General features: G+C 46.8%; 26 protein-coding genes (1 of these 26 only partly in view). 14 read left to right on the forward strand and 12 right to left on the reverse strand.

What is annotated here, in order from left to right; translation table 11 throughout:
• Positions 1 to 28 precede the first annotated feature (28 nt).
• The 12 genes from acpP to pheS all read left to right on the forward strand — a co-directional run bounded on the left by acpP (position 29) and on the right by pheS (position 12,916).
• Positions 29 to 262, forward strand: a complete 234-nt coding sequence (gene acpP / locus CR164_RS04090) for an acyl carrier protein (protein WP_110022636.1) — start codon at positions 29 to 31, stop codon at positions 260 to 262.
• 48 nt (positions 263 to 310) lie between these two features.
• Complete coding sequence (gene fabF / locus CR164_RS04095; protein WP_110022637.1) at positions 311 to 1,555, forward strand: beta-ketoacyl-ACP synthase II; 1,245 nt, start codon at positions 311 to 313, stop codon at positions 1,553 to 1,555.
• Between the two features lie 24 nt (positions 1,556 to 1,579).
• On the forward strand, positions 1,580 to 2,383 hold the full coding sequence (rnc, locus tag CR164_RS04100; protein ID WP_110022638.1) for a ribonuclease III: 804 nt from the start codon (positions 1,580 to 1,582) through the stop codon (positions 2,381 to 2,383).
• 163 nt (positions 2,384 to 2,546) lie between these two features.
• Positions 2,547 to 4,010 (forward strand): aminomethyl-transferring glycine dehydrogenase subunit GcvPB, encoded by a 1,464-nt coding sequence (gene gcvPB / locus CR164_RS04105; RefSeq protein WP_110022639.1) that lies wholly within the window; start codon positions 2,547 to 2,549, stop codon positions 4,008 to 4,010.
• A gap of 338 nt (positions 4,011 to 4,348) precedes the next feature.
• Positions 4,349 to 4,867, forward strand: a complete 519-nt coding sequence (locus tag CR164_RS04110; RefSeq protein WP_110022640.1) for an HNH endonuclease — start codon at positions 4,349 to 4,351, stop codon at positions 4,865 to 4,867.
• Positions 4,868 to 4,972: 105 nt separating this feature from the next.
• Positions 4,973 to 6,700: a glycoside hydrolase family 3 protein gene (locus tag CR164_RS04115; protein WP_239994455.1), complete on the forward strand. Its 1,728-nt coding sequence runs from the start codon at positions 4,973 to 4,975 to the stop codon at positions 6,698 to 6,700.
• Between the two features lie 100 nt (positions 6,701 to 6,800).
• Positions 6,801 to 8,210, forward strand: a complete 1,410-nt coding sequence (gene bchZ / locus CR164_RS04120; protein WP_110022642.1) for a chlorophyllide a reductase subunit Z — start codon at positions 6,801 to 6,803, stop codon at positions 8,208 to 8,210.
• Positions 8,211 to 8,645: 435 nt separating this feature from the next.
• Positions 8,646 to 10,625, forward strand: coding sequence for a threonine--tRNA ligase (gene thrS / locus CR164_RS04125; protein ID WP_110022643.1), 1,980 nt, complete (start codon positions 8,646 to 8,648; stop codon positions 10,623 to 10,625).
• 33 nt (positions 10,626 to 10,658) lie between these two features.
• Positions 10,659 to 11,252, forward strand: coding sequence for a translation initiation factor IF-3 (gene infC, locus CR164_RS04130; protein ID WP_110022644.1), 594 nt, complete (start codon positions 10,659 to 10,661; stop codon positions 11,250 to 11,252).
• 29 nt (positions 11,253 to 11,281) lie between these two features.
• Entirely contained in the window at positions 11,282 to 11,476 is a 195-nt protein-coding gene (gene rpmI, locus CR164_RS04135) for a 50S ribosomal protein L35 (protein ID WP_110022645.1), read from the forward strand.
• 39 nt (positions 11,477 to 11,515) lie between these two features.
• Positions 11,516 to 11,863, forward strand: coding sequence for a 50S ribosomal protein L20 (gene rplT / locus CR164_RS04140; RefSeq protein ID WP_110022646.1), 348 nt, complete (start codon positions 11,516 to 11,518; stop codon positions 11,861 to 11,863).
• A gap of 24 nt (positions 11,864 to 11,887) precedes the next feature.
• Positions 11,888 to 12,916 carry a phenylalanine--tRNA ligase subunit alpha gene (gene pheS / locus CR164_RS04145; RefSeq protein ID WP_110022647.1) on the forward strand — a complete coding sequence of 343 codons (1,029 nt, stop codon included), beginning with the start codon at positions 11,888 to 11,890 and terminating at the stop codon, positions 12,914 to 12,916.
• Positions 12,917 to 13,074: 158 nt separating this feature from the next.
• On the opposite strand, the gene CR164_RS04150 is transcribed toward pheS, so the two are convergent.
• The 9 genes from CR164_RS04150 to CR164_RS04195 all read right to left on the reverse strand — a co-directional run bounded on the left by CR164_RS04150 (position 13,075) and on the right by CR164_RS04195 (position 18,767).
• Positions 13,075 to 13,467, reverse strand: a complete 393-nt coding sequence (locus tag CR164_RS04150) for a DUF6858 family protein (protein ID WP_110022648.1) — start codon at positions 13,465 to 13,467, stop codon at positions 13,075 to 13,077.
• A 550-nt stretch (positions 13,468 to 14,017) separates the two neighbouring features.
• Complete coding sequence (gene rplI, locus CR164_RS04160; RefSeq protein WP_110022650.1) at positions 14,018 to 14,464, reverse strand: 50S ribosomal protein L9; 447 nt, start codon at positions 14,462 to 14,464, stop codon at positions 14,018 to 14,020.
• A 52-nt stretch (positions 14,465 to 14,516) separates the two neighbouring features.
• Positions 14,517 to 14,780, reverse strand: a complete 264-nt coding sequence (rpsR, locus tag CR164_RS04165) for a 30S ribosomal protein S18 (protein WP_110022651.1) — start codon at positions 14,778 to 14,780, stop codon at positions 14,517 to 14,519.
• Positions 14,781 to 14,813: 33 nt separating this feature from the next.
• Complete coding sequence (locus CR164_RS04170; RefSeq protein ID WP_161953478.1) at positions 14,814 to 15,299, reverse strand: single-stranded DNA-binding protein; 486 nt, start codon at positions 15,297 to 15,299, stop codon at positions 14,814 to 14,816.
• Positions 15,300 to 15,366: 67 nt separating this feature from the next.
• Positions 15,367 to 15,768: a 30S ribosomal protein S6 gene (gene rpsF / locus CR164_RS04175; RefSeq protein ID WP_110022652.1), complete on the reverse strand. Its 402-nt coding sequence runs from the start codon at positions 15,766 to 15,768 to the stop codon at positions 15,367 to 15,369.
• Positions 15,769 to 15,982: 214 nt separating this feature from the next.
• The gene (locus CR164_RS04180; RefSeq protein WP_110022704.1) at positions 15,983 to 16,753 is read right to left on the reverse strand and encodes an exodeoxyribonuclease III; all 771 of its coding nucleotides are present in this window, start codon (positions 16,751 to 16,753) and stop codon (positions 15,983 to 15,985) included.
• A gap of 40 nt (positions 16,754 to 16,793) precedes the next feature.
• Positions 16,794 to 17,810: a glycosyltransferase family 9 protein gene (locus CR164_RS04185; protein WP_110022653.1), complete on the reverse strand. Its 1,017-nt coding sequence runs from the start codon at positions 17,808 to 17,810 to the stop codon at positions 16,794 to 16,796.
• The gene (locus tag CR164_RS04190) at positions 17,811 to 18,335 is read right to left on the reverse strand and encodes a DUF3856 domain-containing protein (RefSeq protein WP_110022654.1); all 525 of its coding nucleotides are present in this window, start codon (positions 18,333 to 18,335) and stop codon (positions 17,811 to 17,813) included. It abuts the gene before it with no gap.
• A 9-nt stretch (positions 18,336 to 18,344) separates the two neighbouring features.
• Complete coding sequence (locus tag CR164_RS04195; RefSeq protein ID WP_110022655.1) at positions 18,345 to 18,767, reverse strand: acyl-CoA thioesterase; 423 nt, start codon at positions 18,765 to 18,767, stop codon at positions 18,345 to 18,347.
• Between the two features lie 98 nt (positions 18,768 to 18,865).
• On the opposite strand from CR164_RS04195, the gene CR164_RS04200 reads away from it, so the two are divergent.
• Complete coding sequence (locus CR164_RS04200) at positions 18,866 to 19,522, forward strand: flavodoxin family protein (RefSeq protein ID WP_110022656.1); 657 nt, start codon at positions 18,866 to 18,868, stop codon at positions 19,520 to 19,522.
• A 29-nt stretch (positions 19,523 to 19,551) separates the two neighbouring features.
• On the opposite strand, the gene CR164_RS04205 is transcribed toward CR164_RS04200, so the two are convergent.
• Genes CR164_RS04205 through CR164_RS04215 form a run of 3 tightly spaced genes read right to left on the reverse strand, consistent with a single transcriptional unit; the run spans position 19,552 to position 21,189 of the window.
• Entirely contained in the window at positions 19,552 to 20,208 is a 657-nt protein-coding gene (locus tag CR164_RS04205; protein ID WP_110022657.1) for a YiiX/YebB-like N1pC/P60 family cysteine hydrolase, read from the reverse strand.
• Positions 20,171 to 20,521: a DUF4878 domain-containing protein gene (locus CR164_RS04210; protein ID WP_110022658.1), complete on the reverse strand. Its 351-nt coding sequence runs from the start codon at positions 20,519 to 20,521 to the stop codon at positions 20,171 to 20,173. The genes CR164_RS04205 and CR164_RS04210 overlap by 38 nt, the downstream gene beginning before the upstream one ends.
• Positions 20,522 to 20,553: 32 nt before the next feature.
• Positions 20,554 to 21,189, reverse strand: coding sequence for a MarC family protein (locus CR164_RS04215; RefSeq protein WP_239994456.1), 636 nt, complete (start codon positions 21,187 to 21,189; stop codon positions 20,554 to 20,556).
• Positions 21,190 to 21,477: 288 nt separating this feature from the next.
• Here CR164_RS04215 and CR164_RS04220 point away from each other — a divergent pair, with 288 nt between their 5' ends.
• Positions 21,478 to 21,846: the beginning of a hypothetical protein gene (locus tag CR164_RS04220; protein ID WP_110022660.1), read on the forward strand. It continues 936 nt past the right edge of the window; the window shows 369 of its 1,305 coding nt (coding positions 1–369); it begins with the start codon at positions 21,478 to 21,480; its stop codon lies beyond the right edge, outside the window.

The raw sequence follows: 21,846 nt of genomic DNA on the forward strand, positions 1-21,846 counted from the left end.
CCAAAACCTAATCTAGAGAGGAAATACAATGAGTGCGGAAATCAAAGACAAAGTTTACGACATTATCGTAAGCAAAATGGGTGTCAACAAAGATCAGATCAAACTTGAATCAAAGTTTGCCGACGATCTGGGAGCTGATTCACTTGACACTGTTGAGCTGATCATGGAGCTTGAAAATGAATTTGACATTCAGATTCCTGATGAAGATGCAGAAAAAATCAGCACTGTACAGCAGGCAATCGACTACATCGTCAACAAGTGACACTCCCTGCAGCAGCGGAATTTACAGGCTTAACATTAAATAATTGAAATGGGTCAGGAACGCAAACGTATTGTCGTAACAGGTGTCGGAGTAGTATCCCCTCTTGGTTTTTCAACAAAAGAACTATGGGAGTCCTTACACCAGGGAAAAAGCGCTGCCGCACCCATAAGCTATTTTGACACGACAGGCTTTTCAACCCGTTTTGCCTGTGAACTTAAAGGGTTCAAAGCCGAGGATTATGTGGATTCGAAATCCGCTTCGAGAATGGACCCTTTCAGCCAGTACGCCGTGGTAGCTGCAGAACAGGCCCTGAAAGATTCAGGGCTTGACCTTTCGGCTATAGACCTTGCAAGAATAGGAGTTGTTCACGGTTCAGGAACCGGAGGGATGACGATCCATGACAAACAGATGCGTGCCTTTCTCGACAGGGGACCCCGCAGGATCAGTCCTTTCTTCATACCGATGCTCATACCCGATATAGCAGCTGGGCAGATCTCGATGAGAAACAAGCTGATGGGCCCGAATTATGCAACCGCCTCGGCGTGTGCAACATCACTGCATGCAATCATCGATGCGTGGATGCTCCTGCAGCTCGACATGGCGGATTATATGGTATGTGGTGGTTCGGAAGCCGCCATTACTCCGATGAGCGTAGGCGGGTTCAACGCAGCAAAAGCACTTTCAACATTTAACGAGCATCCTGAAAAGGCATCCCGCCCATACGATAAAAACCGCGATGGTTTTGTCATGGGAGAAGGGGCCGGATCGCTGATCCTTGAAACTCTTGAATCAGCTCAGGCCCGCGGAGCGAAAATTTACGGCGAGCTTGCCGGTGTTGGTGCCTCGGCAGACGCTCATCACCTTACAGCTCCTCATCCTGAAGGCGCTGGAGCTTTGAACGCGATGAACGGCGCTCTTGACAAAGCAGGCATCACGCCCGATGCGATCGACTACATCAATACTCATGGCACGGCTACACCGCGCGGTGATATTGCAGAACTCATAGCTATCAAGAAGCTTTTCGGCGAACATGCTTACAAGGTCGGTATCAGCTCCACAAAATCGATGATGGGTCATTTGCTCGGAGCAGCAGGTGTTGTAGAATCCATCGTCTGTCTTTTGGCTATGGAACATCAGATTGTGCCCCCAACGATCAATATTGAAAATCTTGATCCTGAGGTTGATCTGGATGTCACCCCGAACAATCCGAAAGAACGCAAAATCGAATACGTACTTAACAATGGCTTTGGTTTTGGAGGCCACAACGCAACACTGATTTTCAGAAAAATTTAGGTCTCTGTAAATCATCTCCTGCTTATGGAGAAGTTCTGGCAAAAACTCGGTTCATTCGCTTTTCATCGCTCTCAAGGTGATGATAAATCCTGTACCAAAAGCAATACTGAAAACGGTTCTCTAACGATTCAGGACACCACCATAGCCTGGTTCAAGAAGCTTTTGGGATATCCCCCTTCCAATTCCAAAGTATATGTCACCGCACTTACCCACAGATCGATAGTTCATGACCAGGCCGAGCCTGCCGATTCCAATCAACGCCTCGAGTTTCTTGGCGATGCCGTCCTCGATCTCATCATTTCCGAACACCTGTATACCTGCTTTCCCGACAGCGATGAAGGAAAACTGTCGAGCAATCGGGCAAAAATCGTCAATCGAAAATCGCTTGCCGGTTTTGCCAGGAAAATATCTCTTTCTGAGCACCTGCTTATCGGAGAATCCGCCGATAAAAGTAAAATATGCTCGAGCGAATCAACGTTAGCAGATGCCTTCGAGGCACTCATCGGTGCAATTTATCTTGACATGGGCCTTGCTGAAACGAAAAATTTTATCCAGAGACATGTCATCAGCCATGTTGATCTGAAAAAACTCGATGCCGTCGAACACAACTACAAAAGCCGCCTGATCGAATATACCCAGTCACGGCAGCTTGCGCCGCCGGTCTATGCAGTTGTTTCGGAAGAAGGTGCCGAACATGAAAAGCTGTTTACCATCGAGGTATCTTGTGACGGCAAACCTTTGGGTAGAGGAACCGCCGGAAGAAAAAAGGATGCCGAGCAGTCTGCAGCAAAAGAAGCCTTGGCGACGCTCGAAACAGGCACCGGCTGAAAACCTTTGTCGGTGTACCCTTCCCGGCTTTTTTTCTGTACAGTTTAAGCATATATTGAATGTCATCTATATGTTACCCTGGCTGGCGCGTCAAGCGTTCAATGTTGCTCAGGGTTTACAAAGAGTTCATGTACCACCACTCTTTTCAACTTGTATCAGTGCAATGAAAGAAAAACTCATTTTCGATCTTTCCCGAAAAGGACGCCGGGGCGTTTGTTTCGGTACTCCCGATCTACCGTCAAAACCTGTTCAAGAGTTGATTCCCGAACGCTTTCTACGATCAGAACCTGCAGATCTTCCGGAACTTCCCGAAAGTGAAGTTGTTCGTCATTTCATACGCTTGTCGAACCTCAATTACCATGTTGATAAAAACATGTACCCGCTCGGCAGTTGTACGATGAAATACAACCCGAAAATCAATGACAGCACCTCAGACCTTCAAGGGTTCACATCAATGCACCCTTTACAGCCAGAACACACCGCGCAGGGCTCTCTCAGGCTCATGTACGAACTGAGTGAGATGCTGCGGGAAATAGCAGGTATGGCAGCGGTTACCCTCCAGCCGGCTGCAGGAGCGCATGGTGAATTAACCGGCATTTTTCTGATTAAAAAATACCATGAATCGCTGGGATCCCGGCGAAGTAAACTGCTGGTTGTCGACTCCGCACACGGGACAAATCCTGCATCGGCAGCAACCGCGAATTACGAAATCGTTTCAGTTAACAGCAACGCCGAAGGCCGAACGGACATTGAAGACTTGAAAACAAAACTCACACCGGACGTCGCGGCACTCATGCTCACCAATCCAAACACCCTCGGACTTTTTGAAAACGATATCCTCGCCATTGAAAAGCTGGTCCATGAAAACGGCAGTCTTTTGTATATGGACGGCGCCAATATGAACGCGCTGATGGGCATCACCAGGCCTGGGGATATGGGCTTTGATATTGTTCATTATAATCTGCATAAAACGTTTTCAGCACCTCACGGTGGCGGTGGCCCGGGAAGCGGACCGGTCGGTGTTTGCGATAAACTAGTTCCGTTCCTGCCTGTACCGGTTATAGAAAAAACAGAAAAGAATGGAATCACCGTTTATACCATGAATCCAGACAAGCCTGACAGCATCGGGCGCATGATGAACTTCTATGGCAATTTTGCAGTTCTTGTTCGCGCCTATACCTACATCAGAATGCTTGGAGCGAATGGCGTGCGCCGGGTTTCCGAAAATGCTATTATCAACGCAAACTACCTTCTTTCCCGGGTGCTTGAAAAGTTCGAACTTCCCTACCCGAAACCGGTAATGCATGAATTCTGTCTTTCAGGCGACAGACAGAAAAAACAACATAATGTCAGAACCCTCGATATTGCCAAACGGCTTCTCGATTATGGTTTTCATGCCCCGACAATCTACTTTCCCCTCATCGTGAGCGAAGCGCTCATGGTCGAACCTACGGAAACCGAAACGCGCGAAACGCTCGATGCTTTTGCCGACGCCCTCTTGGCAATCGCCGACGAAGCAGAAAATGACCCTGATCTCGTCCTTGACGCTCCTGTCAAAACCCCGGTAAAAAGACTTGACGAAGCCCAGGCATCGAGAAAACTTAACGTTTGCTGTTTCGGCTGTTGAGCAAGGCAGAATGACAGCATAATCTCCGGTTTTCATAATCACAGACACCGATAGGGGCGAAAAATTTTTCGCCCCTACAGAGCTATACGGTTATCAAGCCTCAATCCCGACTTGTAGGGATATCAAGCACTCATTAAAACGTATTCGATACCGACCCCTGTCGGTATCGAAATCCAAACGCCGCTCGGCCAGACACACAGGTCTGCCCCTACAAGAATTATTCCATTGTCCCTATTACCCGTTACCCTTTTACCAATCTCCCCTCTTTTAACCTAAATGTGACTTCGGAGTATTGACAATTTCGGAATATGGGCGTATACTTTACAAACAACCGAGCCATGCACTTACGCAGAACAAAAGTACTTGTCCTGAACAGTAGCTACGAACCTCTGAGCATCTGTGATGCACAAAAAGCGATTGTGCTGCTGTTCTGCGGAAAAGCTGTCACTGTCGCCCATCATCCGGAAGAGTTTGTCTGTACCGTATCCCGATCATTTCCCCTGCCGAGCATCGTACGGTTAACCGTTTATGTCCGGTTACCGTATAAAAAAATCATGCTGAACAGAAAGAATATTTTCAGAAGAGACAATTTTCAATGTCAGTACTGCGGTCGAACCGACAAACCTCTTACGATCGATCACATGGTCCCCCGATCGAAGGGAGGCGAAGATACCTGGGAAAACCTTATTACCGCATGTAGTCCCTGCAACACAAAAAAAGGTAACCGCACCCCTCAGGAAGCAGGCATGCTTCCGATGAAGCAGCCTATACGGCCCAGCCACATCATGCTGATGCGCAAGTTTATTACTGCAGTATCTGAAGATTGGAAACCGTATCTTTTCATGACATCTTCCTGAATAGAGAGATCACCACAATTTTTACCGCAGTTCAATCGTTCGATCAGGTGAACCTATAAAGGAAAAAAATCCCTGATATATTTCATTATGCTGATACGATATATAATGGTTGCAGTACTTCTGCTGCTTCATATCCCCGCTCTCGCTCTCTGTCATAGCGTTTATGCAGAGGAAACACCTGCCTACACGACAGCCACGGCACAGGAAATATTCAGCCGAAAGGATAAGTGGGTTGAAAAACAGCTGAAGAAGATGACGCTTTCTGAAAAAATCGGACAGATGCTCATCGCTCACAGTCCTGCCAAATTCCAGAGCGCTGATAACAAGGAATACCGGAAACTTTTCGCTCTTATCAAAGAGGGAAAGGTTGGCGGAGTGATGTTTCTCAAGGGCAATACGTATGATGCAGCTGTTCTCGCCAATCGTTTTCAGCTAATCGCACCCCGTCCATTGCTAATTAGCGCAGACATGGAAAAAGGCTTGGCCATGAGAATCGAGGGCACGACAGAGTTCGCCCCGAACATGGCCCTGTCGGCAACCGCGAACCCCGAACTCGTTCATCGCATGGCAGAAGTTATCGCCAGGGAAGCCAAAGCTCTCGGTATTCATCAGAGCTATGCTCCAAACGTCGACCTGAACATCAATCCGCTAAATCCGGTTATCAACACACGCTCATATGGCGACAATATTCCCTTAGTCATAGAAATGACCAAGGCGTTCATCGACGGACTCCAATCGAAAGGAATGATCGCCACAGCCAAACATTTCCCCGGCCATGGTGATGTTACGGTCGACAGTCATGTCAACCTTCCTGTTTTACAAGCTGACAAAAAACGGCTTGACAACGTTGAACTCAAACCATTCAAAGCCGCCATCGAGCATGGAGTGATGAGCGTCATGACCGGCCATCTCGCTGTTCCAAAAATCACAGGCAACATGACTCCGGCTACGCTTTCATGGAGGATCGTCACGAAACTTCTGAGAAAGGAACTGGATTTCGAAGGGCTCATCGTCACCGATGCGCTGAACATGAAAGCGCTCTATCAAAACTACACCCTTGAAGACATTTCTCTTCGCGCAGTCGAAGCCGGCAATGACCTGCTTCTTTTCTCACCAGACCCGGAACTGACGCACAATACAATCCTCAATGCGGTACGAAACGGCAAACTTTCTGAAAAGCAAATCGATAAATCGGTACGCCGGATTCTTCTCGCAAAGCGATGGCTCGGTCTTGACCAAAACCGCCTGGTCAACCTCAACGGTATCCCGCAGCAGATAAGTTTACAAAGCCACCGGCAACTTGCCGAAACCATAGCGAACCGCTCGATCACCGTTGTAAGGGACAACAAGGATGCTTTGCCGCTAAAAAAGAAGGATAACATCCTGCATATCATTTTAGAAAACAAGCGGCACTCTCTTTCAGGGGAAACATTCTCAAAAAAAATGCGGCGGACTTTTCTTGCAAAAACGATACGCATAGGAGCAGATGCAAACTCGCTTGATTACCGGAATGCCATTGATAAAGCCAAGCGTGCCTCAGCAGTAATCGTCTCAACCTATGTCGAAGTACTTTCAGGAGCCAAATCCCTGGAATTAAGCGGCCGGCAACAGGATTTTATCAATAAGCTGACCCGAGACCTCCCGTCGAAGCGTCCGTTGATTATGATCTCGTTCGGTACCCCTTACCTCATCAACCAATTCCCTGGTATGCCCGCATACATATGCACCTACTCTTCATCCGAACTCAGTGAAGACGCAGCCATCAGGCTTCTTAAAGGAGACATTACACCGGCAGGGAAACTGCCAATATCACTTACGACAAATCTTCCGTAATCATTTTTCCTTGTAAGAACTGTGATAACGGTGCTGTCGGACCCTACAAGCTTTTTTACTACATTATCGTTCAGCCTCAAAAACGATAAGTTTCAGTGCCATGACCAAAACAATCCGGGATGAATCCACAGCCAGCGCTTACTGGGGAGCGGTCAATACCTTCTGTGCTCTTCAGGATGTACACGTTATCGCCGACGCTCCTGTAGGCTGTTACAATCTGGTTGGAGCTGCGGTAATGGACTATACCGACGCGATTCCCTATCTGGAAAATTTTACCCCTACCAGCCTGACTGAAAAAGAAATTGCGTCTTCCGGCAGCTCGGAATCGGTCATCAGTGTCATTGAAAAGCTTGGCGATACAGAAAAACAAATGATCCTTGTTTCAAGTGCAGAAAGCGAAATGATCGGCAGTGATCATGAAAAGATGCTGCAACACAGATATCCGGATATCCGTTTTTTTGCATCGAACTCTCTCGGCAGCAACGAATGGCAGGGCAGGGACAGGGCACTTGCCTGGCTCTATGAAAACTTTGACGATACAAAACCTGCCGAAATCGAGCCTGGCGCCGTGAGCATCATCGGCCCATCGTACGGCTGTTTCAACAGTCCGTCCGATCTTGCAGAACTTAAACGGCTTATCATCGGATGTGGAGCATCCATCAAACATGTCTATCCGTTTGAAAGCAACCTGCACGATATCTCGGGGCTCAAAAATTCCGAAGTCATTGTCGTCATGTACAAGGAGTATGGCAAAACACTGGCTGATTTGCTTGGCAGACCTGTTCTTCAAGCACCTTTCGGCCTCGGCGAAACGGAACAGTTCATTAAAAACCTCGGCTCTCTAACAGGTAACCAAGCTCAAGCGAAAGCCTTTTTCATCGAGGAAAAACACACGACATTGCAGCCATTATGGGATCTCTGGCGAGGCCCGCAATCAGAATGGTTTCCTACCATACGTTTCGGCGTTGCCGCTGACCGGACCTATGCTGAAGGTCTTGCAAAGTTTCTTGGAAAAGAAATGGGAATGCAATGCCTTTTCAGCCATGACTCGGCTGAAACCGACAACAATGAGCTTCGTGAAGAGTTATCCACCACTCAGCCACAGTTTATGTTCGGTCGAATTGTCGATAAAATCTATCTCGCAGAACTTGACGCAAAAACCCGGTTCATTCCGGCAGGTTTCCCGGGACCGATCGTCCGTAGAGCTTTAGGTACGCCCTTTATGGGACATAGCGGTGCGGTCTACATCATTCAGGAAATCGTTAACGCACTCTACGACACCTTGTTCACCTTCCTTCCTATCACCAAAAAGTCAATGGACGATAGCTTACCAGCCAGAAAAATATTGTGGACCAAAGAAGCAAACGCCTTGCTCAAAACCATTGTCGCGAAAGCCCCGTTCATAAGCCAGATCTCTTTCGGCCGGGAGTTGAAGAAAAAAGCGGAAACGCTTGCCACAAAGCAGGGAAAAGATACCGTCACTCCCGATCTGTTGCAGATGTTGAAGTAGTGACCAGTAACAAGTGACGAGTTCCTGATTCTGGCTCCTTAATTCTGCGCACGAAGTGCGCTACTCCTTGTTCATCCTGATAAATGCCACCTCGAAAAACCGTCGCGAGCGTTATGAGTGCAAGGCGGACGGAGCACAGGAACCGGATTGTACACAAAGTACATGAGGATTCCGATTCCGACTTGTCGGAACCAACGAAGCAATCGAAACGCGCAGCAGGTTTTCCGAGGCGGCACAATTTTGAATTGTGACTATTTATTCGTAACATCCCTGACTTCTTGTCGTTTTGGGAACGAGCAGCAGTAAAAATGCTGAAAAACAGCCCTCCCTATCGACAATACACTGACTAAAAGCGGCTGGATTATCCTGAAATCAGGAAAGAAGCTGTTCAAACACAGACTTCTTCAAAGAGTATTGATAGAGACAGAAGAATTCATGTCCGACAACATAGACGTACAGGCTGCGGTAACCATTACGTTTCCTGACGGTAAAAACCGTTCATTTACCTCGGGAGTAACCGGTTACGATATAGCACAATCAATTGGACGCAAATTGGCAAAGGATGCGCTAGCCATAAAGGTCAACGGCAAACCCATCGACCTTTCTGTTCCAATTACTGAAAATGCCGAAGTAGAGATCATAACGTTCGATCATCCTGACAATATCGGGAAAGAGATCTTCTGGCACAGCGCGAGCCATATCATGGCGCAAGCTATTGAAGAACTGTTCCCTGGCTCGAAATTCGGTGCAGGACCGGCGATTGAGCAGGGTTTCTACTATGATATCGCTTCTGAACACCGCTTCACGGAAAGCGATCTCGAGATCATCGAAAAAAGAATGCTGGAGATAAGCAGGCGTTCGCTCGAAATTCGCCGTGAGGATCTCTCCAGAGAAGATGCTATTACATACTTCACCTCAACCAGAAATGACCCTTATAAGGTGGAGATTCTGGAAGACACGCTCAAAGATACGCCAAGAGTCTCTATTTATCACCAGGGAAATTTTGCCGACCTCTGTAGCGGACCACATCTTTCAAACACTTCTCAGCTCAAGGCGGTAAAGCTGACCAACATTTCCGCTTCGTTCTGGCGGGGGGATGCTTCAAGAGAAAGCATGCAGAGAATTTACGGCATTGCTTTTCCCTCTGAAAAGCTCCTGAAACAACATCTTGCTAACATCGAGGAGGCAAGAAAAAGGGACCACCGCAAACTCGGGGCTGAGCTGGAATTGTTCATGCTTTCCCAGAAAGTCGGCAGCGGCCTGCCGATCTGGATGCCGAAAGGGGCTATTGTTCGCAGCGAACTCGAGTCGTTCCTTCGCGAAGAACAGAGAAAACGTGGGTACGTACCCGTTTACACACCACATATCGGCAATATAGAGCTGTACAAACAATCGGGCCATTACCCGTATTACAGTGATTCACAGTTTCCTCCCCTCACCTACAAAGACGATCTGGGCCGGGAGGAACAGTATCTGCTGAAACCGATGAACTGTCCTCATCATCATATGATATACAGTTCAAAACTCCGTAGTTACAGGGAGCTTCCGATACGTTTGACAGAGTTCGGCACGGTCTATCGCCACGAACAGTCCGGTGAGCTGAACGGGCTGATCAGGGCTCGCGGGTTTACTCAGGACGATTCGCACATATACTGCAGACCGGACCAGTTGGTTGACGAAATCTGCAACGCAATCGACCTCACGAAATTCGTATTTGCTACACTTGGTTTTGATGACATTGAAATCAGGCTTTCCCTTCATGATCCGGAAAACCTTGAAAAATACGGTGGAACAGAAGATGTGTGGCAGCAGGCAGAACAGGATGTCAGGGAAGCCGCCGATAAAATGGGCATCAATTACATCATCGGTGTCGGTGAAGCGAGCTTTTACGGGCCTAAAATTGATTTCATCGTCCGTGATGCACTTGGAAGAAAATGGCAGCTCGGCACCGTCCAGGTTGACTACGTGATGCCAGAAAGGTTCGATCTATCCTATATCGGCAGCGATGGACATCCGCATCGACCGGTAATCATTCACAGAGCTCCTTTCGGTTCCATGGAACGATTCATCGGTGTTCTCATTGAACATACTGCCGGGAACTTTCCTTTGTGGCTTGCCCCGGTTCAAGTGGCCGTCCTGCCGATCACCGAAGAGGTTCACGATTATGCCAGCACTGTTCACCAAGCACTGCTCGACAATGCCATACGTGCCGAACTTGACCTGCGAAGCGAGAAAATAGGCAAAAAGATTCGTGAGGCAGAAGTAGGTAAAATCCCTTATATGGTGATCATCGGGCAGAAAGAAGCTGATTCCGGGGAAACTTCACTGCGCCGCCACAGAAAAGGCGATCAGGGGAACCTAACGATCGAGCATTTGCTGCAAAAGCTGAAAACAGAAATCAAAGAGAAATCTTGAATCAACAGCGTTATTCAAACTAATCGAGACCGTATGAGAAAAAAGAGAAGCACTCCTCAAAAGCCGAAAGTAACCTACAGGGTCAACGAACAAATCAGAACACCTGAGGTAAGGGTTGTTTTCAGTGACGGATCACAGGAGATCATGAGAACTGGCAATGCCTTGAAACTTGCAGAAGAAGAGGGGCTTGATCTCATAGAAGTACAGCCAACTGCGACACCACCCGTCTGCAAGCTTGATAATTATGGCAAACTTCAGTACAAACTCGACAAAAAAGACAAGGACAGAAAGAAAAAATCAAAACCAACCGCATTGAAAGAGCTTCGGTTTCATCCCAATACCGACAAACACGATTTTGACTTCAAAGCGGCACACCTTGAAGAGTTTCTTCGCAAGGGCAACAGGGTCCGGGCAACTGTTGTTTTTCTCGGACGCTCCATTATTTATAAAGACAAAGGTTTCGAACTTGTTGAACGGTTGACGGAACGACTCAGCAACGTCAGCAATCGCGAAGGCACTCCCAAATTCGAGGGAAAACGACTGTTTGTCTATTTTGAGCCGGACAAGAAAAAAATTGAAGTCTACGAGAGACAGCTGGCTAAAATGAACAAGGAATCACAACAGTAAGCATACACTTATAACAAAACGAGACGACCATGCCTAAAATGAAATCACATCGCGGCGCCTGCAAAAGGTTTAAAACAACCGCATCAGGGCGAGTTAAACGCGAAAAAATGAACGGGTCGCATAATCTGGAAAAGAAAAACAGAAAAAGAACCCGACGTCTACATCAGTCAACTCTGGTAGACAAAGCTCAGGAAAAGCAGATTAAGCGCATGATCCTTGCTTAATACAGAGTTCTATTGTTAAACATTTAAATCGAGACTACGATGCCAAGAGCTACAAATGCAGTTGCATCACGCACAAGAAGAAAACGGATATTAAAGAAGGCAAAAGGATACTGGGGTTCACGCGGCAATATTCTGACCGTTGCCAAACATGCTGTCGACAAAGCGGAACAGTATGCTTACCGTGACAGAAGGGTCAAGAAAAGAACGTTCCGTGCACTCTGGATTATGCGCATCAACGCAGCAGCCAGGGAAAACGGTACAAGCTATTCCCGCCTGATGGATGCGATGAACAAGAAAAATATCGACATCAACCGCAAAGCACTGGCTGAAATTGCCGTAAAGGATCCAGCCGCATTCAGCCAGATCGTTAAATCAGCCATAGGTTAAGACTGTAAGCAGCTACTACATTCCATGAAAAACAGCATAGAATCGTTACAGCGGGAGATTGACAGGTTCATCATTGAGAGTACTGAACAACTGGAGGCATTTCGTCTCCAGTTCATGGTGCGCAAAGGCAGTATAGCCGAACTCTTCAATCAACTGAAAAACGTTTCACCAACCGAACGCCCGGTTTTTGGACAACTGCTGAATCAGCTGAAACTGTCTGCCGAAAAAAAGTACGATAGAGAGAAAAAGCAGCTCGATACTCCATCGTCAAGCACAGGAAAGAAGCATCTCGATCTTACCCTTCCCGGCCGGCAAGAGTACTCCGGCTCCGAACATCCTGTGCAGAAAGTTCTGGGAGACATGAAACAAATCTTCCGGTCCATGGGATTTACGATAGCAACCGGTCCGGAACTTGAGCGAGACAGTTATAATTTCGACATGCTGAATTTTCCTGCAAACCACCCGGCGAGGGATATGCAGGATACCTTTTTCATTACCAGAAACGATGGGGAAGATAATCTTCTCCTCCGGACACATACCTCACCGGTACAGATCAGGGTCATGCTCGATGAAAAACCTCCGATCAGGGTCATCTGCCCTGGTAAGGTATATAGAAATGAAGCCATCAGTGCACGCAGCTACTGTGTCTTCCATCAGCTCGAAGGGCTGTATATCGATAAACACGTCTCTTTTTCCGACCTGAAAGCAACGATCTATTCTTTCGCGAAGCAGATGTTCGGCAGCACTGTACAACTTCGTTTCAGACCGAGCTTCTTTCCGTTTACCGAACCCTCGGCCGAGGTCGATGTTACCTGTTACCTCTGCGGCGGCAAAGGCTGCCGTGTCTGCAAAAAATCCGGTTGGCTTGAAATTCTGGGATGCGGAATGGTTCATCCGAACGTACTCAGAAACTGCTCGATCGACCCGGATGAATATTCCGGTTTCGCATTTGGCATGGGAGTCGACCGCACCGCGCTCTTACGATACAAAATCGACGACATTCGCCTTCTTTTTGAAAACGACGTCAGAATGCTCGAGCAATTCTCTCAGTAATCTCCATAAAAGCCATACCGCCCCGTGAAACAGTTTTTCTGGATTTCACGGAGCGGCGTGACTCTCTTCCGGAAGCGCGTATGCATGGCGACCGATAGTCGCGAAACAGTCCTTTTGAGTCTGCCTCTTTTTACCAATCACGTCATAAGCATTTTCGACTACTTATCTTTTATGCTCAGCGCCCAATCTTCCATAGCCTTGTTAGCCATGGGATTCGGAGCCTCGAGAAAGGTTATGACAAACGCATCATCCATTTCGGCAACCCCTATCGAGCGTGGACGTACCGAAAGCACACAAGGGCTCGGCAGTTCTTTTCCAAAACAGAAAAGAATGTTTTTAGCACCAAGTATCTGGTCGCTGATCTTTCCGTCTTTCAATGACTTTGTATGCGCATAATGATCAAATGCACCGATATACGAAACAACCGGATGGGCATCGATTTTAGATTTGAAAAAAGCCAGAATTTCGTCGACTGAGCCATAGGAGGTTTCTGACTTGTCGATTTCCAGCGTGTAGATTGGGTACTTTTCCTGAAATAGAGCTTGCCTCATGGTGTTACTCCCCAAAAGAATTTGTGATATGCTTCCTGCAGTTGACACTACAAGGATAAAATAAAACCATATAACGTATTATCGCATAGTATCCGGGGCAAAATGAACAAAAAAATATGCGATCAGACATACCCGTTATCTACACGTCTATTCGTTATATAGCGCATACCTGACCGGACAGGTACAAATTCCATCATCACCAAAAGTATAAAAGTAGGGGCAACTATTTTTTTGAGGGAAGCCATTCTGTAAAAAAAGAACTTTATCACCATACTCAGCGCATACTTTGCACAGATGTTCTCTTTTACCCTCCAGACAGATATGATTATGGGGACAGTCCCCCGCGTCTTCCTTGGCTTTCAACAATAGGGGGTTGACACTCTTCATTCATTTTTCAATTAAATTTAACACTTCACTTATACACCACTTATTACGACTTTAGCACAGCAATTTATATCATTTCTCGACATAAACAAAAAAGCCGTACAACGATTGATATCGTTGTACGGCGACTTATATCCTTTTTCGAGCTTTTCGGTGAGCAAAAAGCTTATCCTTCAGCCTCTACGGTAACCTTAAGCGTTGCGGAAACATCCATGAAAAGCTTTACCCCAACCTCGTAATTCCCCAACGCTTTAATCGGGGCCTCAAGGCTTATCTTTCTGCGGTCGACACTAACCCCTTCGTTCTTCAGCGCCTCAGCAATATCCCCTGAAGTAACCGTACCGAAAAGTTTCCCGGACTCTCCGGCTTTAGCAGACACCTTCAGACTCAACTGCTGCAATCTATCCGCTATCTCACGTGCAGCGATTCTCTGCTGTTCGATTTTTTTAGCCTGCTGTTTTCTTTCTGTATCAAGCGCCCTGAGAGCGCCTTCGGTAGCTCTGAGCGCTATCCCCTGCGGAATAAGATAATTGTTGGCATAGCCGTTTTTCACCTCCACGACTTCACCGGCGTCACCAAGCGTTACAATATCTTTTTTTAAAATAACTTTCACAGCTTTGCTTCCTCAATTTCAATAAATGTTTAAACAAAATTCTCTAACCACCTTATTTGTACTCGTCCGCAACATAGGGAATAATAGAAAGAAACCTTGCCCATTTAACCGAATGGGTGAGAAGGTTCTGCTCTTTTGCGGATAATCCTGTAATGCGACGCGGAATAATCTTTCCCTGATCGTTGATGAAGCGTTTCAGTTTTCTTTCATCCCGGTAGTCAAAAAAAACAACCTGATTCTTTGATACTTTTTTCTTGGAGGCAAGCGCATTACCTATCGACTTGCTCATCGATGTATTTGTACGTCTCTGTTTCATTCTCTCGTTACAATTTGTCAGATTTTTCCTTCCTTATTCGGAAGAGAGATATTTATACTCGTATACGTGGCCGGACTCGTCATTCCGAATACTCTCATCGACGCTTTCACTAGCATGAAAATCATCTTCGATAAAACCAGAAGAGTCCTCTTCCTCACCTTCGGACTTCTTTCGTTTGTTGAGAAACTGAATTCTCCGTGCCTTGATTTCAACCACTGTCCGCGATGACCCGTCTTGGGCTTTCCATGTTCTGCTCTGCAGTTCACCGTCAACGAGTACAGCTGCGCTTTTTTTCAGGTTGTCACGACAGCTCTCGGCCAGTTTGTTCCAGGCAACGACACCAACATAACAGACATCTTCCTGCCATTGATGATTGCTGTCCCTGAAACGCCTGTTACAGGCAATCGAGAAATTCACAACAGGTGTACCGCCCGAATTCGTTTGACGAAAAACAGGGTCTTTGGTCAAATTACCGGCGATGACAACACTATTGATTTCAGGCATTTTCAAATCAGCCATAACCATTCCTCCGTTTTATCCAAAAGGTATCGATTCATAGTTAACTGTAGACTTTGAGCCAGGGATGCTAATTTTTTGCAGCAGGATTCTGTTGCTGCTCCTCTTCACTCTGGTCCTCAGGGCTGCCGATCACTACACTGTATTTCTCAACCCTTTTGCGCATTTCCAGTAGGGGAGTGCTCAAATGCACGATCAGAAAACGCAGGATGTTGTCGTCATAACGGAAAGCTTTTTCAATGGCTGCTATGCCTGAAGGGTTCCCCTGAAACTCGATATGAGCGTAGGAACCGATCGTTTGCTTTTTAATCGGGTAGGCCATTTTCCGTCTCCCGACTTCAAGCACATTTTCAATATCACCACCGTTTTCAGCGATGACTTTTTTTACCTCATCCATGGCGGCGGCAATCCCGTCATCTTCCAGCCCGCCATTGATAATCACGGTACATTCGTAAAGTTTTTTCATTTCCATAGCGCAAAGCAACTTATTGGCAATTATGTTGACTCTAACAAATGGCGGGGACCAGGTATTGCGCATCCCTGTCCCTTGGATTCATGCCGTTTCATGAACACCACTTGCAAATTTGAACCTTAAAAGTAAATGATTTTCGTCATTATTCCAACAAGAGAATAAATCCTGATCCTGATATGCTGTCAGAGCAGCAAAATACACCGTGAAAAAACTTTCAGCCAATGGAATATCCGAGTTCGAGGATAACCGGTGCGTGATCTGAACTTTTTTCATCGAGGTCGATGCTCACCTCCCGAGCAGTATCTACCAGTTCATCCGAAAGGTAGAAACAATCGATTCTCCACCCGAGATTTCTTTCTCTCGCGCCCTTCCAATATGGCCACCAGGTAAACATATCCTTTTTGTCCGGGAACCGTTCTCTCATAATATCGTGCAGGCCTACTGCAAGATGCCGGTCGATAGCGGCTCTTTCTTCAGGCCGAAGTCCTACGGCTCCCGGCTTATTTTGGGAGTGGTGAACATCGAGTTCTGTATGAGCCACATTGATATCCCCTGTATGAATCACCTGTCTACCTTCCTGTAAAAGGCCCTGAATGTAAGTGCTCAAATCGGAAAGATAATCGAGTTTTACCGCATAATGAGCATCACCGTCACCTCTGGGAACATAGGTCCCGATAACGGTAAGGTTCGTGTAGTGAACCGCCCCGGTTCGATTTTCACGGTCAAAATCGGGTATGTCAAAACGGCAATCGCTATGGCTTCCTTCTTTAAGAAGAAAACCGACACCGCTGTATCCTTTTTTGAATGTCGAGCCGTTCCAATATTTAGTATATCCATTCAGCGACAAAATCTCTTCGGGAATAGTCTCCACCTGAGCCTTGAGTTCTTCGAGCACGATAATATCAGGCTTTTTCTCATCGATCCATGCCAGCAAACTATCCCTACGTGCCCGGATACCGTTGATGTTCCAGGTAGCTATCTTCATGAGCATATCAGTTCACGTTGCACATACATTCGAACGTATGTTACAAATTTTTGAAATAATCAGAGATCTTTTCAGCCACCGCTTGTTCCGGTATATCCATCATACACTTGAAATGACCTTTCGGGCAGTGATCTTTGCCAATATGTGAACAGGGACGGCATGGCAGATCGGCCACCTCGAACATGCAGTAAGATGTACGGTAGGGAAGAAACCCGAACTCACCCACCGAAGAGCCGAAAAGCACGAACAACTGTTTTCCGAAAGCGGATGCCATGTGCATAAGGCCGGTATCGTTCGTCAACACAGCATCACAGCTCTCCAGCACCGCCGCAGATTCCGTCAGTGAAGATTTTCCGGCAAGATTCACGACTCTCGACACCGCATTCACGGAGAGTGCTGCAAGAATTTCATCAGCCTGCTCCACGTCTTCTGTTCCTCCCAGCAGAAGAACACTCAGCTTCAGTTCCGAAAGCAGTGATTCAATAACCGAAGCGAACTTGCCCGGAGGATATCGCTTGGTCAGATGATTAGCCCCGAAACAAACAGCCAGCCGACGCTCGTTTCCGCTGCCCACCGAAGCCGCAAAGTTGCGATCATCTTCCTTGAGCCATAACTCGCAGCCTTTGTCATCACCAGCTATCTGTCTGTCCTCTATTGCTGCCATATACCGGTCCACAACGGACTCGGCTGTGCCGAACAGGTTGAGACCCGTCCTGACAAGCAGCAGTTTTTTCCAGTTCTGCTTGTGATACCGGTAAAGCTGATGGTATGAAATCGATTGCACCAATGAACGTGAACGAAGGTTGTTCTGCAAATCGACAACCAAATCATAATGACCGCGTGGTGGAGCATCGGACGTATAGACGGCATTCAAATACGGAGACCCTTCCACGAGGGAAACAAATGGAGATTTGATGCAAAAATCGATTGACGCTTCCGGATAAGCCGCCCGCAAGCGACGCAGAACAGGGGTGGTCAAAACGATATCACCGATCGAACTGAACCTGATGACCAGAATTGTCCTGATATTCTCTGTTGTTCCTTTCTGCAAGACCATTCAGGACCAGAACTCCCACCATGCTTTACGTTTTGCTTTGTCCTCCGGCATGGAAGCCTGCAGCATGGCGATGTTATCGGAAACCGTTTTCTGAAGTTTTTCCTTCTCCGGCCAATCACCTTTCCGATCGGCAATCATTTCACTCACCGTATGAAACGCTTTCAGCGCATCGCCTGACCTACCGGTTCTCGCAAGCGCAAATGCGCGACTCATGACAGCAGCGATCCATTGCTTCCCAGCTTCCTTATGAAGCTCACCCCGACGGTTGAAATAATGCAATGCCTTATCGGCCGATGCCAGACTTTCCTCATACTGCTCCAACTTCCCCAATGCGCTGGCAAGACCTGCATGACACAGAGCATCGAACCCCTCATGATCGAAAACTTCCTCTTGAGGAATTGTACGAGTAACGGCCATCGCCCTTTGATACTCTGAAACAGCTTCTTCAAAAGCACCTTCCTGCAAACCTCTTTCCCCTTTACTCAGAGCCATATACGCCTGAGCCACCTGTTTCAATGGTTTCATAAGAACTCTTTAAGCGATTATCGTAGTAGAAATGCGTTCAAGAGCAGCATCAAGCTCTTCGGGAATTGCCGGTCGGCCTCGTTGATTGAGGGCAGTTCCGGTAATTTTTGCTTTCAGGATAAGCTTTTTATCCTTTTCCCGAAAAATGTCCTGATAAAACGCGAACTTCAGCCTTGATTCTCTCACCATATTCACTCCGACAAAAAATCTGTCACCGCTTTCAAGCGGAAATTTATAATCGAGTTCAGCCCTTACGACAACAAGGTTTATCCCTTCCTGTGCGTACATCTTGAAATCCATCCCGACCGCTTTAAGATATTCATGGCGGGCATGTTCGAGATAGTTCTGGTAGACACTGTTATTGACAATCCCCTGCATATCGCACTCGTAATCACGAACGCTCATGGAAAGCGTGAAGTTGTATGATTGCATTGAAAATGCGTTAATAATTGTTAATACAATAAAAAAACATTATCGTTCATGCTTTGTAAAATAGTTCGATCCGTAGTATTTCAAAAAAGCAGTGATCAATGAAAATTTTAGGAATCTCCGGCTCTCCTATTGCTGACAGTAACACCGACAGAGCCGTTAAAGCCGTTCTTTCAGCATCGGGTATCGACCATGAATTTCACAAATTGAGCGAATACACTGTCTCGCCCTGTAATGCATGCCTCGGTTGTGTAAAAACAAATCGTTGTGTCATCAAAGATGACGGTAATTTCTTCGTTGAGCTCGTCAAGGAGGCTGATGCCCTGGTCATAGGGGGCTTCACTCCTTATTCCACACTTGATTCACGCACAAAAGCCTTCTTGGAGCGCATGTATCCTCTACGGCACAATCATGGGTTTTTAAAAGGAAAACCCGGTGCTTCGGTCATTTCCTCATGTGTCCCGGAAAATGCCGAAGGACTGCCTCCTGCCGGGATGCTGGGAGCGAATGCCGTTCAGTTTTTTATGATGGAAGAGGGCATGAACTATCTCGGCAACGTCGGTATAAAAGGCAATGTACCTTGCCTGACCTGCGGAAACGGGAATAGCTGCAGCATGACAGGCATCACCATGCTCTACGGACCCGGTGCGACAACTGCCTCGGTCGGCCTGAGAGCTTTTGAAAAGCAACCGGAAGCTGTCACCTCAGCACAGGAAATCGGCCTCGGCATAAAAGCCGCGTTGAAAAAACAATCCTGAAAAGAGTATTCGATCTTGCTACCTCTCTCTCAGAGTTTCCCAGACAATCGCTTGTCAGCTACCGCAAAAAAACCACGGCCTTCATAGCAGTCATCCGGAGCGACAAGCGAAACACCGTTGACCACTGTCGGGGAAATAGCGTTATAGCCGACAGCGTCATTAACCGAATGCATCACCAACTCGGTACAATACACTCTGTTTCTATCAGCAATGTTGAACGAGGAATCAAATGGACGTCCGATATAACTTTTGGCGTTTTCAGCTATGCGCCACCGAACATTTTTTTCTTTTCCAAAACGATAAACAGCGTAATCCGAAGAAACAGCAAGAAACTGCTCGAGCGACACCTTCGATACATAGCCCACACCGTTCATCTCGTGTGCCGATGCATGGACAACCCAGAACCGCCCTTTTTCCACAATGATCACCCCCGCGTGAGAAAATCTTTTCTCGGTCAAGGATACATTCCTAAAGACAGGAGACCAGACCCCGTTTCCGTAACGAAAAATAATATCACCTTCATCAAGAATACCGGCCAGTGATTCAATACACCCGCCTGGCATGTTTCCCTTCAAACGGTCCAGTTCATCGGTTGCCGTTTGCAATGGAAGAAAAAACATCACAATAAGCGTCAGCAGCAATAACCAGCTACTTCGGCGTCTGCATGTGAACTTTCCATTCACCATCGATTCTCACCAGGTTAATGCGCTCATCAGGCCCATCCACTGACTCCCTGTACACAACCGTTGCCTTGTCACCATCAACGTTTTTTTCAACATAAACGAACGTAAAACCGGGGTTGACCGGCATAGCCCCGATCTTGCTGGCAAAGTCAAGCATTTCACCTGTCGGTTCGGTCGCATATTTCTTTGCTTCGGAAATTCTGCCTTTCGCCAGATTCTCCGTAAAATTTTTCGCAACAGACTGCGGACTGTCTCCACAGCTCATGAGAAACAAAAAAGCAAATAAAGCAATGCGCGACAAAAGCGGATGTATCATAATCAACGTATTCTGATGATTCTACAATCGACTCATGATGCATGGTGCTGTTCAAACAGTGAAATTGCACCGAATATGCCCTCGAGTCCTATTTGGATACCTATGACAGAGAGAATCAAACCCATAAGCTGGGTAATGACTTTCAGCCCTTCCTGTCCCAGTTTCTGCTCAACTTTTTCACCAAGCAGGAAAAAAACATAGGTTACCATACACATAATGGAAAAAACAAGAGCGTTGATGGCAATTTCCTGCACATTTCCCGTTGCGGAATAACTCATTGAAACTGCAATTGTGCCCGGACCGGCAAGTATCGGTATTCCCAACGGGCTTATACCGATATTCTGCCCCTGCTCTGCCGGTGAGTTATCACTGGCAGGAGCATGAGCCGCCGATGTTCTGCCGTGCATCATGTCAAAACCGATAAAAAAAACCATTATTCCACCCGCAACACGTAGCGCAGGAAGCGTAATGCCGAAAAAATCGAAAATGATCCGGCCAAGCAGGATAAAGCTTAAAACAATACCCAAAGCCGTTACCACAGCACTGAAAGCCGTTTTTTTAACCGAACGGTCATCCATACCTGCTGTAACCGCAGTAAATATTGCCGTATTGGCAAACGGATTCATGATGGCAAAATAACCACCGATCATCACCAGAGTATGACTCAAAAGATCATGCATGATAGAAAATATAAAATATCGAAAAAACAGGCCTTCAGCCTCTTATGGTTTTTCAATGCATTAAAGGGCATCACTAAAAATTGTCGCAAGCGGCATGAGTACAAGGTGAACGTAGCACCGAAACGGGAATGACACAGTGTACATGAGAATTTTGAGCACCGATCAACGAAGTAATCATGATGCGCTGCATATTAATAGTGGTGTCCTAAAGTATTACACGTATAAAATGTATACATTATTATGGTATGCAGCCGTAGTAATGCAAACAGTTTTACCATGTTTTCTCCTCACCCGCCTCTGGTGCTCCGCAATGCGGTCCTATGGACAATCTGCACTGTCTGTGCGATTTTTTCATATGCATTCATGCCGTACATCACCCAGGCAATGAGCCTTGACAAAGAAGGAAAAGCCCCGGTATGGTCTGCATCGTGGAACTCCCCGACTGAACTTGAAGTAACGGTCAAAAACGGGACACGAATCTACGCATTCAAAGGTACCGGACAAGCGATCCTTTCCTCGGAACAAGAGGCCGGACCTATCAGATATTTCGATTACAGCATTGAAGGAATGTTCGATGCAAACAGCAATACAGCAAAGGAATCAATCGTAGTCACTGGCTCGGATCCTGTCTTCAACCCTCCATTG

This window comes from Prosthecochloris marina, from assembly GCF_003182595.1.
Classification (GTDB): domain Bacteria; phylum Bacteroidota; class Chlorobiia; order Chlorobiales; family Chlorobiaceae; genus Prosthecochloris; species Prosthecochloris marina.

Bases quoted from the DNA above. Each gene is read 5' to 3' on its own strand.
- acpP (WP_110022636.1), top strand. From the start codon at position 29: ATGAGTGCGGAAATCAAAGACAAAGTTTACGACATTATCGTAAGCAAA.
- fabF (WP_110022637.1), top strand. From the start codon at position 311: ATGGGTCAGGAACGCAAACGTATTGTCGTAACAGGTGTCGGAGTAGTA.
- rnc (WP_110022638.1), top strand. From the start codon at position 1,580: ATGGAGAAGTTCTGGCAAAAACTCGGTTCATTCGCTTTTCATCGCTCT.
- gcvPB (WP_110022639.1), top strand. From the start codon at position 2,547: ATGAAAGAAAAACTCATTTTCGATCTTTCCCGAAAAGGACGCCGGGGC.
- CR164_RS04110 (WP_110022640.1), top strand. From the start codon at position 4,349: ATGCACTTACGCAGAACAAAAGTACTTGTCCTGAACAGTAGCTACGAA.
- CR164_RS04115 (WP_239994455.1), top strand. From the start codon at position 4,973: ATGGTTGCAGTACTTCTGCTGCTTCATATCCCCGCTCTCGCTCTCTGT.
- bchZ (WP_110022642.1), top strand. From the start codon at position 6,801: ATGACCAAAACAATCCGGGATGAATCCACAGCCAGCGCTTACTGGGGA.
- thrS (WP_110022643.1), top strand. From the start codon at position 8,646: ATGTCCGACAACATAGACGTACAGGCTGCGGTAACCATTACGTTTCCT.
- infC (WP_110022644.1), top strand. From the start codon at position 10,659: ATGAGAAAAAAGAGAAGCACTCCTCAAAAGCCGAAAGTAACCTACAGG.
- rpmI (WP_110022645.1), top strand. From the start codon at position 11,282: ATGCCTAAAATGAAATCACATCGCGGCGCCTGCAAAAGGTTTAAAACA.
- rplT (WP_110022646.1), top strand. From the start codon at position 11,516: ATGCCAAGAGCTACAAATGCAGTTGCATCACGCACAAGAAGAAAACGG.
- pheS (WP_110022647.1), top strand. From the start codon at position 11,888: ATGAAAAACAGCATAGAATCGTTACAGCGGGAGATTGACAGGTTCATC.
- CR164_RS04150 (WP_110022648.1), bottom strand. From the start codon at position 13,467: ATGAGGCAAGCTCTATTTCAGGAAAAGTACCCAATCTACACGCTGGAA.
- rpsR (WP_110022651.1), bottom strand. From the start codon at position 14,780: ATGAAACAGAGACGTACAAATACATCGATGAGCAAGTCGATAGGTAAT.
- CR164_RS04170 (WP_161953478.1), bottom strand. From the start codon at position 15,299: ATGGCTGATTTGAAAATGCCTGAAATCAATAGTGTTGTCATCGCCGGT.
- rpsF (WP_110022652.1), bottom strand. From the start codon at position 15,768: ATGGAAATGAAAAAACTTTACGAATGTACCGTGATTATCAATGGCGGG.
- CR164_RS04180 (WP_110022704.1), bottom strand. From the start codon at position 16,753: ATGAAGATAGCTACCTGGAACATCAACGGTATCCGGGCACGTAGGGAT.
- CR164_RS04185 (WP_110022653.1), bottom strand. From the start codon at position 17,810: ATGGTCTTGCAGAAAGGAACAACAGAGAATATCAGGACAATTCTGGTC.
- CR164_RS04190 (WP_110022654.1), bottom strand. From the start codon at position 18,335: ATGAAACCATTGAAACAGGTGGCTCAGGCGTATATGGCTCTGAGTAAA.
- CR164_RS04195 (WP_110022655.1), bottom strand. From the start codon at position 18,767: ATGCAATCATACAACTTCACGCTTTCCATGAGCGTTCGTGATTACGAG.
- CR164_RS04200 (WP_110022656.1), top strand. From the start codon at position 18,866: ATGAAAATTTTAGGAATCTCCGGCTCTCCTATTGCTGACAGTAACACC.
- CR164_RS04205 (WP_110022657.1), bottom strand. From the start codon at position 20,208: ATGGTGAATGGAAAGTTCACATGCAGACGCCGAAGTAGCTGGTTATTG.
- CR164_RS04210 (WP_110022658.1), bottom strand. From the start codon at position 20,521: ATGATACATCCGCTTTTGTCGCGCATTGCTTTATTTGCTTTTTTGTTT.